This window comes from Bradyrhizobium sp., from assembly GCF_035935975.1.
Taxonomy (GTDB): Bacteria; Pseudomonadota; Alphaproteobacteria; order Rhizobiales; family Xanthobacteraceae; genus Bradyrhizobium.
Map to the genome: position 1 here is coordinate 1 of NZ_DASYWN010000012.1, position 13,573 is coordinate 13,573.

General features: G+C 64.8%; 13 protein-coding genes. 3 read left to right on the forward strand and 10 right to left on the reverse strand.

Annotated features, from left to right (window positions below; all coding sequences use genetic code 11):
• From VGR99_RS05175 to gltX, 10 genes are all read right to left on the reverse strand, one after another.
• Window positions 1–1,098: IS110 family transposase (locus VGR99_RS05175; RefSeq protein WP_326897237.1), on the reverse strand; the 1,098-nt coding region annotated here is incomplete at its 3' end.
• A 111-nt stretch (window positions 1,099–1,209) separates the two neighbouring features.
• Entirely contained in the window at window positions 1,210–1,977 is a 768-nt protein-coding gene (locus tag VGR99_RS05180; protein WP_326897238.1) for an SDR family NAD(P)-dependent oxidoreductase, read from the reverse strand.
• Complete coding sequence (locus VGR99_RS05185) at window positions 1,974–3,089, reverse strand: sn-glycerol-3-phosphate ABC transporter ATP-binding protein UgpC (protein WP_326897239.1); 1,116 nt, start codon at window positions 3,087–3,089, stop codon at window positions 1,974–1,976. Before VGR99_RS05185 ends, VGR99_RS05180 begins: the two co-directional genes overlap by 4 nt.
• Before the next feature lie 10 nt (window positions 3,090–3,099).
• Window positions 3,100–3,957 (reverse strand): carbohydrate ABC transporter permease, encoded by an 858-nt coding sequence (locus VGR99_RS05190; protein ID WP_326897240.1) that lies wholly within the window; start codon window positions 3,955–3,957, stop codon window positions 3,100–3,102.
• Window positions 3,950–4,873 carry a sugar ABC transporter permease gene (locus VGR99_RS05195; RefSeq protein ID WP_326897241.1) on the reverse strand — a complete coding sequence of 308 codons (924 nt, stop codon included), beginning with the start codon at window positions 4,871–4,873 and terminating at the stop codon, window positions 3,950–3,952. Before VGR99_RS05195 ends, VGR99_RS05190 begins: the two co-directional genes overlap by 8 nt.
• On the reverse strand, window positions 4,870–6,156 hold the full coding sequence (locus VGR99_RS05200) for an ABC transporter substrate-binding protein (protein ID WP_326897242.1): 1,287 nt from the start codon (window positions 6,154–6,156) through the stop codon (window positions 4,870–4,872). The genes VGR99_RS05195 and VGR99_RS05200 overlap by 4 nt, the downstream gene beginning before the upstream one ends.
• A gap of 61 nt (window positions 6,157–6,217) precedes the next feature.
• Entirely contained in the window at window positions 6,218–7,396 is a 1,179-nt protein-coding gene (locus tag VGR99_RS05205) for an ROK family transcriptional regulator (RefSeq protein ID WP_326897323.1), read from the reverse strand.
• A gap of 123 nt (window positions 7,397–7,519) precedes the next feature.
• Window positions 7,520–7,924: a GFA family protein gene (locus VGR99_RS05210; protein WP_326897243.1), complete on the reverse strand. Its 405-nt coding sequence runs from the start codon at window positions 7,922–7,924 to the stop codon at window positions 7,520–7,522.
• Window positions 7,925–8,040: 116 nt separating this feature from the next.
• Window positions 8,041–9,345: a citrate synthase gene (gltA, locus tag VGR99_RS05215; protein ID WP_326897244.1), complete on the reverse strand. Its 1,305-nt coding sequence runs from the start codon at window positions 9,343–9,345 to the stop codon at window positions 8,041–8,043.
• Window positions 9,346–9,490: 145 nt separating this feature from the next.
• Window positions 9,491–10,918 carry a glutamate--tRNA ligase gene (gene gltX, locus VGR99_RS05220; protein ID WP_326897245.1) on the reverse strand — a complete coding sequence of 476 codons (1,428 nt, stop codon included), beginning with the start codon at window positions 10,916–10,918 and terminating at the stop codon, window positions 9,491–9,493.
• Between the two features lie 144 nt (window positions 10,919–11,062).
• Here gltX and VGR99_RS05225 point away from each other — a divergent pair, with 144 nt between their 5' ends.
• The 3 genes from VGR99_RS05225 to VGR99_RS05235 all read left to right on the forward strand — a co-directional run bounded on the left by VGR99_RS05225 (window position 11,063) and on the right by VGR99_RS05235 (window position 13,483).
• Window positions 11,063–12,739 (forward strand): glutamine--tRNA ligase/YqeY domain fusion protein, encoded by a 1,677-nt coding sequence (locus tag VGR99_RS05225; RefSeq protein WP_326897246.1) that lies wholly within the window; start codon window positions 11,063–11,065, stop codon window positions 12,737–12,739.
• A 23-nt stretch (window positions 12,740–12,762) separates the two neighbouring features.
• Window positions 12,763–13,149 (forward strand): nuclear transport factor 2 family protein, encoded by a 387-nt coding sequence (locus VGR99_RS05230; RefSeq protein ID WP_326897247.1) that lies wholly within the window; start codon window positions 12,763–12,765, stop codon window positions 13,147–13,149.
• Between the two features lie 100 nt (window positions 13,150–13,249).
• Window positions 13,250–13,483: a DUF2171 domain-containing protein gene (locus VGR99_RS05235; protein WP_326897248.1), complete on the forward strand. Its 234-nt coding sequence runs from the start codon at window positions 13,250–13,252 to the stop codon at window positions 13,481–13,483.
• Window positions 13,484–13,573 lie beyond the last annotated feature (90 nt).

The window sequence follows — 13,573 nt, forward strand, 5'->3', positions numbered from 1 at the left end:
GAGGTAACGCCACAGCGCCACGATCAGCTTGCGCGCCAGCGCGACGATGGCGACGCGTTTGGCGCGCTTGCCGGCGTTGGCGATGCGGTCACGGAACCAGCGGCTGAGCGCGCTGTCCGGTTGATGCCGCAGCCACAGCCAGGCCAGTTCGATCGCCTTGAGGCGGGCGCGTGGATTGCCAGCCTTGCTGATGCCCTGCTCGCGATCGATGCCGCCGCTCTGCCAGGGACTGGGCGCCAATCCGACGTAGCTGGCGACCTCGCGGCGGTTGCGGAAGTCCTTGTAGAACACCTCGTTGGTCAGCGTCGCGGTGAAGGCCGGACCGAGCGCCTTGAGCCGCCGCAGCAGATCCTGCCGCTCGGCCGTCTGCGCAGGAACCGCAAGGGGCTGGGCCTCTTCCAGGACCGCAAGCTGCTCACGCATCAGCATCAGGCGGGCGTGCTCGCGTGTTACTTCGGCCAACAGATGCGGTGGCAGCGGCTGCCCCTGCCAGTCGCGCTGGCGTGCCAGCCAGGCAAGCCAGTCTCGCCGCCGCGGATTGCCGACCGCCATCCCCTGAAGACGCAACAGCGCCTTGATCCGGTTGGTGTGGGCCGTCTGCTCCGTGACCAGCCGATCGCGTTCACGGCTGGCGCGCCTGGCGTCCTCCTGCGCCACACTCGGCACCCGCACGATCCGAACCACCCGCGGCTCGCCGCGCAAATAGGCCATCAAGGTGCGCAGCAGAAGCTCGCCGTCGATCCGGTCCGTCTTGGCCCGCCGCGATCGCTGCTCCACCGCAATACTGGCGGGGTCGAACACGTAGTTCGTGATCCCGGCGGCTTCCAGCAGACGATGCAGCCAGAAGCCATCGTAACCGGCCTCGTAGCAGCTCACGACCCGCGGCACGCAGCCGAGCTTATCCGCCACCCGCCTGCGGGCCTTCTCAATCAGTTCCAGCAGCCCCGCATGATCGCCGCCCTCGAGCTTGTGGCGCGAGATCCGATCACGATCCGGGCTGTGCAGCGTCACCAGCCACGTCTTCTGACTGAGTTCGATCGCAAGGAAAATTGTGCCATTATGGTCGCTGGTGAGCGTGCCTACAGTCGATGCTTGCATCTGACTCTCCGTGGGTTCGAGTGTGGAAACCCAAACCTACCGGAAAGGCCACGCTCACCGCCCCATGGAATCTACGATACCGAATGCTTGGCTGATCTGGCCCCGAGGTCCCTACGCCAACCCGCCATCCACCCGAAAACACTGGCTGGTGATGCGCCGGCTCTCGTCGGATGCGAGGAACAGCGCCAGGCTGGCGACGTCCTCGGGCGTCACCGCATCGGGAACGGCCTGGCGGGTGCGCATCTCGGAGATCTTCTGCTCGTCCGGAAACCAGAGGCGGCGCTGGCGCTCGGTGATCACCATGCCCGGCGCGATGGCATTGACGCGAATGCGGTCGGGACCGACGATCCTGGCCAGCGAGTTGGTGAAGCCGGCAATCGCCGCCTTCGCCCCAGCGTAGACCGGCAGTGCCGGCGCACCGCGCATCCAGGCCACCGACGACATGTTGATGATCGAACCGCCGCCGCGTGCCTGCATCTGCGGCACGATGGCCTGCGCGGCAAAAAAGACGTGCTTGAAGTTGACGCCGATCATCCAGTCGAACTCGGCCGAGGTCACCTCGGCCAGCACCTGGCGCTGGTCGTTGGCGGCATTGTTGACGAGGACGGCGGCATCGCCGAGCGATCGGCGGACCTCTGCCATGGCGGTGCGCAGGGCCTCGATGTCGAGGAGATCGCACGGCACGAACAGTGGTGCGGCGGCGGAGGTCTTCGCCAATTCCCGCGCCAGCGCTTCGCCCGCCTGCGTATCGATGTCGAGGAAAGCGACGCGGGCGCCCTGGCCGGCGAAGGCGCGGACGAAGGCGGCGCCGATGCCGCTGGCGCCGCCGGTGATCAGCACCACGCGGCCGGCGAGGCTGGAATAGGTGACGTCAGTCATGCGATCAGTCGCTCCGTCTCGGGGTCGAACAGGCAGATGCGGCGGGTGTCGAGCGCGAAGGAGGCGGAGGCTCCCGGCGTCGGGCGGATGTCCGGCGAGATGCGCGCCTGCGCGGCCTCGCCGCCAAGCCGCAGCAGGACGATGGTCTCCGCGCCCGTGGGCTCGACCAGCTCGACCGGCGCGGAGACGATGACAGGCGCGCTCGCGGCTCCGGAGAACACGCGGTCGCCCTCGGCGATGCATTCCGGCCTGATCCCGAGCACCACCTCGCGGCCGACATAGGACTGCGCGGCGTCGTAGCCCTGCAGGCGCAGACGAACCTCGTCCGCCCGGCCCGCGCCGATCACGACCACGGGGCCGTCGGCGTCGGCCTCGAGCCGGGCCGCCATCGTGTTCATCGGCGGTGAGCCCATGAAACGGGCGACGAACAGATTGGCGGGATAGCGGTAGACCGTGTCGGGGTCGGCGAATTGCTGAACCACGCCCCGATGCATCACGGCGATGCGCGTCGCCATCGTCATCGCCTCGATCTGGTCGTGGGTGACATAGACGATGGTGGCGCCGATACGCTGATGCAGCCGCTTGATCTCCATCCGCATCTCGACCCGCAGTTTTGCATCGAGATTGGACAGCGGTTCGTCGAACAGGAAGAGCAGGGGATCGCGCACCAGCGCGCGCCCCATCGCCACGCGCTGGCGCTGGCCGCCGGAGAGCTGCGACGGCTTGCGGCCGAGCAGCGGCTCGATCTGGAGCAGTTTTGCGACATTCGCGACCGCCTTCTCCTGCTCCGCCTTCGGCACATGCCGGCACTCCATGCCGAAGGTGATGTTCTGGCGCACCGTCATCGACGGATAGAGCGCGTAGGACTGGAACACCATCGCGATGTCGCGGTCCTTCGGCGGGACGTCGTTGACCACGCGCCCGCCGATTTCCACCGTGCCGTCGCTGGCACGATCGAGCCCGGCGACGATGTTGAGCAGCGTGGACTTGCCGCAGCCGGACGGTCCGACCAGCACGGTGAACTCGCCGCTCTCGATGTCGAGGTCGATGCCCTTCAGCACCTCCAGATTGGCGTAGCGCTTCGACAAAGCGCGAATGCTCAGTGCTGCCATGACACATCCATCATTTCACCGCGCCGGCGGTGAGGCCGCGTACGAAGTATTTTCCGCCGATCAGATAGATCAGCAGGGTCGGAAGGGCGGCGATCATCACCGCGGCGCTTTGCACGCCATGCTGCGGGATATCGGCGACCGCGGCGGAGAGCGCGATCAGCGCGGCGGTGACCGGCTGCTGCTGACCGGTCGTGAACGTCACGCCGTAGAGAAACTCGTTCCAGATATGGGTGAACTGCCAGATCACGGTGACGACCAGGATCGGCGGCGACAGCGGCAGGATGATGCGCCAGAAAATGCGAAAGAACCCAGCGCCGTCGATGCGCGCCGCCCTGATCAGCTCCTGCGGGATCGCCACGTAGTAGTTTCGACAGAACAGGGTAGTGAAGGACAGCCCCTGGATCGTGTGGATCACGACCAGGCCCGTGAGCGTGTTCATCAGGCCGGTATCGCGCAGCACGATGGTCCAGGGCAGCAGACGCATCTGCTGTGGAAGGAAGATGCCGAGCGTGACGATCCCGTAAATCCAGCTGTCGCCGCGGAAGCGCCAGAGCGACACCGCGTAACCGGCGATAGCACCAAGCAGGGTGGAGAAGATCGTCGCGGGAATGGTCACGAGCGCCGAGTTCAGCATGTACGGCCGGATGCCAGCGCAGGTCTCGGCGACGCAGAAGCCGCTCCAGGCGGCGGCGTAATTGCCCCAGGCCAGATGCTGCGGCCAGCCGATCATGGAGCCCTGCGCGATCTCCTCGTTGGTCCGCAGTGAGTTCAGCACCACAACGGCCAACGGCGCGAGCCACGCTGCGGCGACCAGCGAAACGACGAGATAGATCAGGATCCGGCTTGGGGTGAAGCTTCGCTCACGCATGGAGCGCCCGCCGCCGCTGGACGTAACGCCACGCCGCATAGGGCAGCAGCACCGCGAGAAGAATGAGCAGCATGAGGACGGCCGCCGCGGCTCCCCGACCGAGCAGGCTGCGCTGGAACATCAGGTCATAGACGACGAGGGCCGGCAGCTGGGTCGCAATTCCTGGCCCGCCATTGGTGAGCGCGCGGACGAGGTCGAAGGTTGAAATTGCGAACTGCAGCTCGATGACGATGACGGTGATGGTGATCGGCCACAGCGTCGGCAGGATGACGCGCCGGTACATCCGGATAGGTCCGGCGCCGTCGATCTGCGCGGCCTTGATCAGGTCGGCATCGACGGAGCGGAGGCCGGCGAGGAAGAGCGCCATGGCAAACCCCGAGGATTGCCAGATCGCAGCGATGACAATGGTCCAGATCGCCATGTCGCGGTCGATCAGCCAGTCGAACCGGAAGGAGGTCCAGCCGAGGTCGTGGACCAGCTTCTGGATGCCAAGGCCGGGATTGAGCAGCCAGCTCCAGACCGTGCCGGTGACCACGAACGACACCGCCAGCGGATAGAGGAAGATGGAGCGCAGCACGTTCTCGCCGCGAATGCGCTGATCAAGCAGGATCGCAAGGATGAGGCCGGTTGCCAGGCTGAGCAGCACGAAGGCGCTGCCGAACAGCAGCAGATTGTCGAGGGCGATCTGCCAGTTCCGCGAGGCCGCGACCGCGGAATAGTTGCGCAAACCCACCCAGCCCGAGACCGGGACCAGAGTGGATGGCGTGAACGAGATCCAGATCGTCCACAGCGAAAACGCAATGAGGTGCGCCGCTGACAGCAGCAGCGGCACCCATATCATCAAATATTCGGGCAGCCGGCGGACCATGTCAGAGGTCGCCGGCCGGCCCGGTCTTGTCGAGATGGCGATGGTCAACGTGCGCTCTCGACGGCGTCGGCGAGGCGCGTGGCCGCCTGCTCCGGCTTGATCGTCTTGTTCTTCACGAACTCCGTGATGACGTCGATCATCGCTGCGGTCATGCCGTTTTCCTGCGCCATGTTGTGCGCAAGACTGAGGACGGCCTGGTTGCTGGCAATCGCGTCTTTCAGAGCTGCGGCGGTCCGCCTTTGACCGTCCGACCAGCCTTCACCGGACAGATCGACATCGGTGCGCACGGGGATCGATCCGGTGATCTGCGAGTACATGGTCTGGATCGCCGGATCCATGACGAGCTGGGCCATAAGCGTCTGGCCGGCTTGCAGGTCAGGCTCCTTGCGCTGCCAGAAGATGAAGGCATCGGCATTCAACAGGAAGACCGGCTTGCCATTGTCGCTCGGCCCCGGGGCGATCGTGAAGTCTTCGAACTTGAAACCGGCGTTGCGCAGCACGCCCTGCGCCCAGCCGCCCATGATCATCATCCCCATGTCGCCGTCGACGAAGCGCTTCAAATTGGTCGAGAAGTGCTGGGCGCCGACATTGGGGTCCATCCAGTCGGCGATCTTGCGGACCTGCGTGAACGCAGCCTTGATCTCGGGGCCCTCCAGGGCCTTCTTCTCGAGATTCATGATGGCCGCGCGGTAGGCGGCGGGGCTCATGCCCGCCAGAGCGGCCTCGAACTTCTGACCATCATCGGGGCGGGTGCCGCCATTGGCGACTGGATAGGCGACGCCGCCGGATTTCATCTTCTCGGCGAGATCGTTGAACTCCGCCCAGGTGACGGGGATCTTGTCGGCCTTGGCCTTGTCCATTGCGCGCCTGGACAGGAACAGCATGTTGGTGCTGTAGATCTGCAACGGCAGCGCAATCCACTTGCCCGCCGGCCTGTGCAATTTCGCAAGGTCGGGAGCGACGACCTTCTCATAGCCGGCGGCCGCGACCACGGCGTCGAGATCGACGGTCGGGGCGATCTTCGACCAGGCCGCTATCTCGGGTCCCTTGAGCTGCGAACAGGCCGGCGGATCGCCGGCGATGATCTGGGCGCGCAGCTTGTTCATCATCTCGGTGGTGAAGCCGGGGACGGGCGAGTGCTGCCAGACGCCGCCTTTCTCCTCGAATTTCTTGCCGAGCGCGGTGATCGCCGCCCCATCGCTGCCTGCGGACCATTGCGAGATCGCGGTCAGGCGCGGCTTGACGGCGCCTTGGGCGCGGGCAAAGGCCGGCAGCGCGAGCATGGTCGCGGATCCAGCGAGCAGACGACGCCTTGTTGTGGTGATCGGCATGGCAAGTTCCTCCCGGTGTGAACTTCTTGTTTGAGTGCCTGAGGTCGCGCGTCAGGGCATGTCAGGCGGCCTCCGTCGATGCCGCGGGCATTCCACCGCGGCTGGCGAGACAGAAGGCGGCGAAGGCCAATGCGGCCTGCGGATCGTTGCCGTTCGAGGGGGGCACGAAGGCGAGCGACACCTTCGCCAGCTTCCGGCCGCCGAGGAGACACGCATCGATCCCGTCGATGACGGCCTTTCGGTCGTCTTCAGCGAGAGCCGACGGCCATCCGCTGATGACAACGCCGCGACATGGCTTGACGTTCAGTGTGTTGCCGATGGCAAGCCCGAGCCTGAAGAGCCGCTGCCGCAGCTCCTGGCGCACCCGCGCGGTGAGGGGGATCGTGGTCGTCCACTCGCTGCCAAGCTGAAGCAATTCCGCTTCTGTGGTGCGCAGCAGTTCGGCCAGCGCCGGCAGCGACGTATAGGCTTCGACGCAGCCATGATGGCCGCAGCGGCAGCGCGGTCCATCTGTGCCGAACACCATGTGGCCGAGCTCGACCGGCTGAAGCGCGTCGTCCTCGACCGGATCGTCCATCCATGTCCCGGCGACACCCTGGCCGACGAAGACGAACAGATGTGCGTCGCTGAACGGGTAGTGCTCGTTGCGGCAACGATGAAAGGTGGCATGCGCCACCACCGAATTGGTGAAGGCGACCGGGACGTCCGCAAACAGCTCGCCGACCATGTCACCGACGCGCCCGACGTCGCAGGGAATGATCGGATTGCCGAACTCGCTCAAGCGGCCAAGGCCGGGAATGGTGATGCCGATCTGCGCCAGCGCAATACGGCGGCGGCGCGCCCAGTCGCGCAGCAAGATCAGCGCCTCGCGGAACACCCGGCCGACGGTCTCGATCGTCACCGTCTTCGGCAGCGGCAGGCGCTCGGTGTAGTGCAACTCGCCCGACAGGCCGCCGACGCCGATGCCGAGCCACTGACCGGTCAGCTCGAGCGCCCCAAGCGCCACCGTGCGATCGAGCGAGACGAGCCCGGTCGGGCCGCCGACATAGGGGGCAGGGCGCCGCACTTCCTCGATCAGGCCCTCGGCCTTCAGGTCAAACAGGATACGCGAGAGGCTCGCTTCCGACAGGCGCACGGCCTTGGCCAGCGGCGGGCGGAACGAGCCGCCCGACTGAAGCAGATGAGTCAATATGGCAGCGCGCGTCTGCCGCCGACTTCTCGGCTGCTCCGGCATTTCCATCCCTGTCGTCATTCTTACTTAGTGTAAGAATTTGCGCGCGGAGCGTTTCGACTGTCAAGCTGTTGCCGGTGCAATGCGCCGACTTGTTGTTGTGCGCGGCAACAAGACCGAGGAGCGATCCGATCAGGGTTTTGGCTGCCGGCCTTCCGCCCATTCCGGCAATTCGACCTTCGGGTCGTACCAATTGGCCGCATCCGATCGCCAGATGTGCACCTCGGGCCGTTCCGCGATCGGCGTGTCCAGGCATCCCATCCGTAGCAGTACCGTGTCCTTGCCGTCGCGTGCTGCGACGATATGCGATCCGCATTGCGAGCAGAAGTAACGGGTCTTGCCGGGTGAGGATTCGAATCCGCGCAGCAGCTCTTCGCCCTTCGTCCAGCGAAAGCGATCGCGCGGAACATTGGTGACGGTGGAGAAGGCCGAGCCGTGCGTCTTCCGGCAGGTCTGGCAATGGCAGTGCACGATCATGCCCGGTGACGCATCGACTTCGTAGGCGACATGTCCGCAGAGGCAGCTTCCGCTCAGCATCAGGGTCTCCAAATCTTTGGGGGTGGGCTTCGTTTGCTCACCCTGCAAGGATACGCGCAAACGAAAACGGCGCCATCTTGCGATGGCGCCGTTCCGGTGGACCTTACGGTTCGAACTTACTTGCGATCCTTGATCGCGACGTAGTCGCGGCGGGTGACGCCGGTGTAGAGCTGGCGCGGACGGCCGATCTTCTGCTGCGGATCCTCGATCATCTCGCTCCACTGGCTGATCCAGCCGACGGTGCGGGCGACCGCGAACAGCACGGTGAACATCGAGACCGGGAAGCCCATCGCCTTCAGCGTGATGCCCGAATAGAAGTCGACGTTCGGGTACAGCTTGCGGTCGATGAAGTACTGGTCGCTCAGCGCGATCTTCTCGAGCTCGAGCGCCACCTTCAGCATCGGATCGTCGCCATGGCCGGTCTCCTTGAGAACGGCGTGACACATCTTCTGCATGATCTTGGCGCGCGGATCGTAGTTCTTGTAGACGCGGTGACCGAAGCCCATCAGGCGGACTTCGGAGTTCTTGTCCTTCACCTTGGCGATGAACTCGGGGATCTTGTCCACGGTGCCGATCTCGGCGAGCATCGCGAGCGCGGCTTCGTTGGCGCCGCCATGCGCCGGGCCCCAGAGGCAGGCGATGCCGGCGGCGATGCAGGCGAACGGGTTGGCGCCGGAGGAGCCGGCGATACGCACCGTCGAGGTCGAGGCGTTCTGCTCGTGGTCGGCGTGCAGGATGAAGATCTTGTCCAGCGCATCAGCGAGCACCGGGTTGATCTTGTACTCCTCGCACGGCACGGCGAAGCACATGTTGAGGAAGTTCGCGGCGAAGGAGAGCGAGTTCTTCGGGTACACGAAGGGCTGGCCGACCGTGTACTTGTAGGCCATCGCCGCCAAGGTCGGGATCTTCGCGATCATGCGCATGGAAGCGATCATGCGCTGCTTCGGATCGTTGATGTCGGTGGAGTCGTGATAGAACGCGGCGAGCGCGCCGACGGACGCAACCATCACCGCCATCGGGTGAGCGTCGCGGCGGAAGCCCTGGAAGAAGCGGGCCATCTGCTCGTGCACCATCGTGTGATGGATCACGCGGTCGTCGAAATCCTTCTTCTGCGCGGCGGTCGGCAGGTTCCCGTAAAGCAGCAGATAGCAGGTCTCGAGGAAGTCGCCGTTCTCGGCGAGCTGCTCGATCGGGTAGCCGCGGTATTCCAGCACGCCCGCATCACCGTCGATGTAGGTGATCTTGGACTGGCAGCTCGCGGTCGAGGTGAAGCCGGGATCGTAGGTGAACAGGCCGGACTGGCCGTACAGCTTGCCGATGTCGATGACGTCAGGCCCGACGCTGCCACTGTGGATCGGGAGGTCGTAGTTCTTATTTCCGACCGTCAGCGTGGCGGTCTTATTGCTTGATTTTGCGTCCATCAGAGGTCCCCGATGTGTGGTGAAACGGGCCGGACCCGGAAGGCCCCGAAGAGATGGTGGGGCAGGCCGGATATTCCAGAAGGTACGGGGGAGATGGGTATATTATTGCTGTGTGCGCTGCAAGATCATGGCAGCCATGGCCTACTTACGTCGTAGATTGATCCTTAAGCCGCCCCAGGCTCTCCTGGCGTCCCAGCACGTCCAAAACCTCAAATATACCAGGCGAAGTGGTGCGGCCGGTCAGCGCCGCCCGCAGCGGCTGGGCGACTGCGCCGAGCTTGAGACTATTTTCCTCCGCAAAAGCACGCAGTGCGGCTTCGGTGGTGGCGCCGCTCCACGTCTCGACTTTCTCCAGCGCGGAATGAAGCTGGCCGATCAGCTTGCGATTCTCCGGCGTCAGCAGCGCGGCCGCCTTCGGATCGAGCTGCAGCGGCCGGTCGGCGAAGATGAAATAGGCGCCGTCGATCAGCTCGATCAGCGTCTTGGCGCGCTCCTTCAGGGCCGGCATGGCCTTGAGCAGCTGCGCCCGCGTGGTGTCGTTTAACTTGGCCTTAATCTCGTCGCGGGCCGGCACGACGTGGTCCAGCACGTCCTCGAACATCTTCACGAGTGATTGATCGTCGGCATGGCGGATGTAGTGGCCGTTGAGGTTTTCCAGCTTGGCGAAATCGAAGCGGGCGGCGGCGCGGCCGACATTGGCGAGATCGAACGCCGCGATCATCTCCTCGGTCGAGAAGATCTCCTGGTCGCCATGGCTCCAGCCGAGGCGGACGAGATAGTTGCGGAGCGCCGCCGGGAGGTATCCCATGGCGCGATAGGCATCGACGCCGAGCGCGCCGTGGCGCTTGGAGAGCTTTGAGCCGTCCGGGCCGTGGATCAGGGGGATGTGCGACATGCTCGGCAGCGCCCAGCCCATCGCATCGTAGATCTGCTTCTGGCGGGCGGCGTTGATCAGATGGTCGTCGCCGCGGATGACATGGGTAACGCCCATGTCATGGTCGTCCACCACCACTGCGAGCATGTAGGTCGGGTTGCCATCGCCGCGCAGCAGGACGAGGTCGTCGAGGTTCTCGTTCTGCCACACCACGCGGCCCTGGACCTGGTCCTCGATCACGGTCTCGCCGGTCTGCGGCGCGCGGAGGCGGATGGTCGGCTTGACGTCCGACGGGGCGGTCGCGGGATCGCGGTCGCGCCACATGCCGTCATAGAGGCGGGTGCGGCCCTCGGCGCGCGCCTTCTCGCGCATCGCGGTGAGCTCTTCCGCGGTGGCGTAGCAGCGATAGGCCTTGCCGTCGGAGAGCAGCTGCTCGGCAACCTCGCGGTGACGGGCGGCGCGGCTGAACTGGTAGATGACGTCGCCGTCCCAGCCGAGCTCCAGCCATTTCAGCCCGTCCAGGATCGCGCCGATCGCGGCCTCGGTGGAGCGCTCCCGGTCGGTGTCCTCGATCCGGAGCAGCATCTTGCCGCCGTGCTTCTTCGCATAGAGCCAGTTGAACAGCGCCGTGCGGGCGCCTCCGATGTGGAGGAAGCCGGTCGGCGAGGGGGCAAAGCGGGTGACGACGGAATCGGTCATTCTTGGCAGGGCCTATGCATTGGAGGCGGTGGTATATAACAGGACCGGAGCATAACTAAAGCCCGCCAGCGGACGCCTTAAGGCCTTGGCTCAGCCAAGCGAATTTGGCAGAAGGTCCGCTGATTTCCCTACAGGATTTTCGTAATGACAGAACCGGTGGCGACTGAAGTTGGGCGCGATTTCATTCGTGACATCATCCAGGCCGACCTCGACCAGGCCAAGTACAAGGAGATCGTGACCCGGTTCCCGCCGGAGCCGAACGGCTACCTGCATATCGGCCACGCCAAGTCGATCGCCCTCAATTTCGGCATCGCCCAGGAGTTTCCGGGCCGCTGCCATCTGCGCTTCGACGACACCAACCCGGTCAAGGAAGAGCAGGAATATATCGATTCCATCCAGGCCGACGTGCACTGGCTCGGCTACGACTGGGGCAAGAACCTATTCTACGCCTCGGACTATTTCGACCGCCTGTACGAATGGGCCGAGAAGCTGATCCGTGACGGGCTCGCCTATGTCGACGACCAGTCGCAGGAAGAGATCCGTCTTGCGCGCGGCACCCTGACCGAGCCCGGCAAGAACTCGCCGTTCCGCGACCGCAGCGTGGACGAGAACCTCGACCTGTTCCGCCGCATGAAGGCCGGCGAATTCCCGAACGGCGCGCGCGTGCTGCGGGCCAAGATCGACATGGCCTCGGGCAACATCAACCTGCGCGACCCCGTGCTCTACCGCATCCTGCATGCGCACCATCCGCGCACCGGCACCAATTGGAGCATCTATCCGAGCTACGACTACGCCCACGGCCAGTCGGACGCCATCGAAGGCATCACGCACTCGATCTGCACGCTGGAGTTCGAAGATCACCGGCCGCTCTATGACTGGTTCATCGAGAAGCTGCCGGTGCCGTCCAAGCCGCACCAGTACGAGATGGCGCGGCTCAATTTGACCTATACGCTGCTGTCCAAGCGCGTGCTGACCCAGCTCGTCCGCGACGGCCATGTCGCCGGCTGGGACGATCCGCGCATGCCGACCATGGCGGGGATGCGCCGCCGCGGCGTGCCGCCGGCCGCCTTGCGCGAATTCGTCAAGCGCATCGGTGTCGCCAAGGCCAACAGCGTCGTCGATGTCGGCATGCTCGAGTTCTGCATCCGCGAGGAACTGAACCGCACGTCGCAGCGGCGCATGGCGGTGCTGAAGCCGCTGAAGGTCGTGATCGAGAATTATCCGGAGGGGCAGACCGAGGAACTCGAGGCGATCAATCACCCCGATGATCCCTCCGCCGGCACGCGCAAGATCACGTTCGGCCGCGAGCTCTATATCGAGCAGGACGACTTCATGGAGAACCCGCCCAAGAAGTTCTTCCGCCTGTCGCCGGGCAACGAGGTGCGGCTGCGCTACGCCTATTTCGTCAAGTGCACCGGCGTGATCAAGAACGACAAGGGCGAGGTGGTGGAGCTGCGCTGCACCTATGATCCCGCGACCAAGGGCGGCAACGCGCCCGACGGCCGCAAGGTCAAGGCGACCATGCACTGGCTGCCGGCGGCCAATTCGGTGCCGGCGGAGGTCCGCATCTACAACCAGCTGTTCGCCAATCCGAGCCCGGACGCCTCGAATTTCGCGGCCGACCTCAATCCGCAGTCGCTGGAGATTCTCTCCGACGCCCGGATCGAGGCCTCGGTCGCCGAGAGCAATTCGATGGAGCCCATGCAGTTCGAGCGCCAGGGCTATTTCGTGCGCGACAAGGACTCGACGCCGGGCAAGCCGGTGTTTTCACGCACCATCGGCCTGCGCGATACGTTCGCGAAGGAAGTCGCCAAGGGCTGAGACGACAAGGGCTGAGGGGCGCCATGCAAGACGAAGCCGACGCAATCGTTTCCGCAATCATCGCGAAATGGTGCGCCGGCTTCGCTACGCTCGACGCCGCTGCGCTGTCCTCGCTCTATGCGAAGAACGCATTTTTCTTCGGCTCCAACCCCAAACTCTATCGGGGCAGGGACGGCGTTGCCGACTACTTCAACGGCCTGCCGCGCTGGCGCAAGCCGAGCGCGGCCTTCTCCGAGGTGAATGCGGCGCAGGCCGGGCCTGACCTCATCAACATGGGCGCGACCATCAATTTCGACCTCGCCGGCGAGCGACCCGATCTCGTCGTCAAGATGAGCTGGGTCATCATCCGCGAGGACGGCGACTGGAAGATCGTCAATCACCACGCCTCGGCCAAGGCGCCGCTGCTTTAGTGTCATTCCGAGGCGCGACGAAGTCGCGAGCCCGGAATGACAACTAGCAACGAACGCGCCCCCGCCGCGTTGAGGTGGATCCCCAACCAAGGATCCCACCATGCAGAACATCGCAGAGCATATGGAAGTCATCGGCGCCGACGGCGTCCATGTCGGCACGGTCGACAAGGTCGAAGGCAACCGCATCAAGCTGACCAAGAGGGACAGCGGGGAGGGCAGCCACAAGGGGCACCATCACTTCATCGACAAGGGCCTCGTTGCCGGCGTCGAGGGCAACAAGGTCCGGCTGTCGGCCAAGGCCGACGTCGCCGTGACGATGGAAGAGGAAAAGTAGGGCCTCGGCCCCTCCGTTCCCGATCCGTACCGCTATTCGCCCGCCTGCACGTTCCGGTAGCCTCTGAGCCAGTCGCGTATCGTAAGGTGT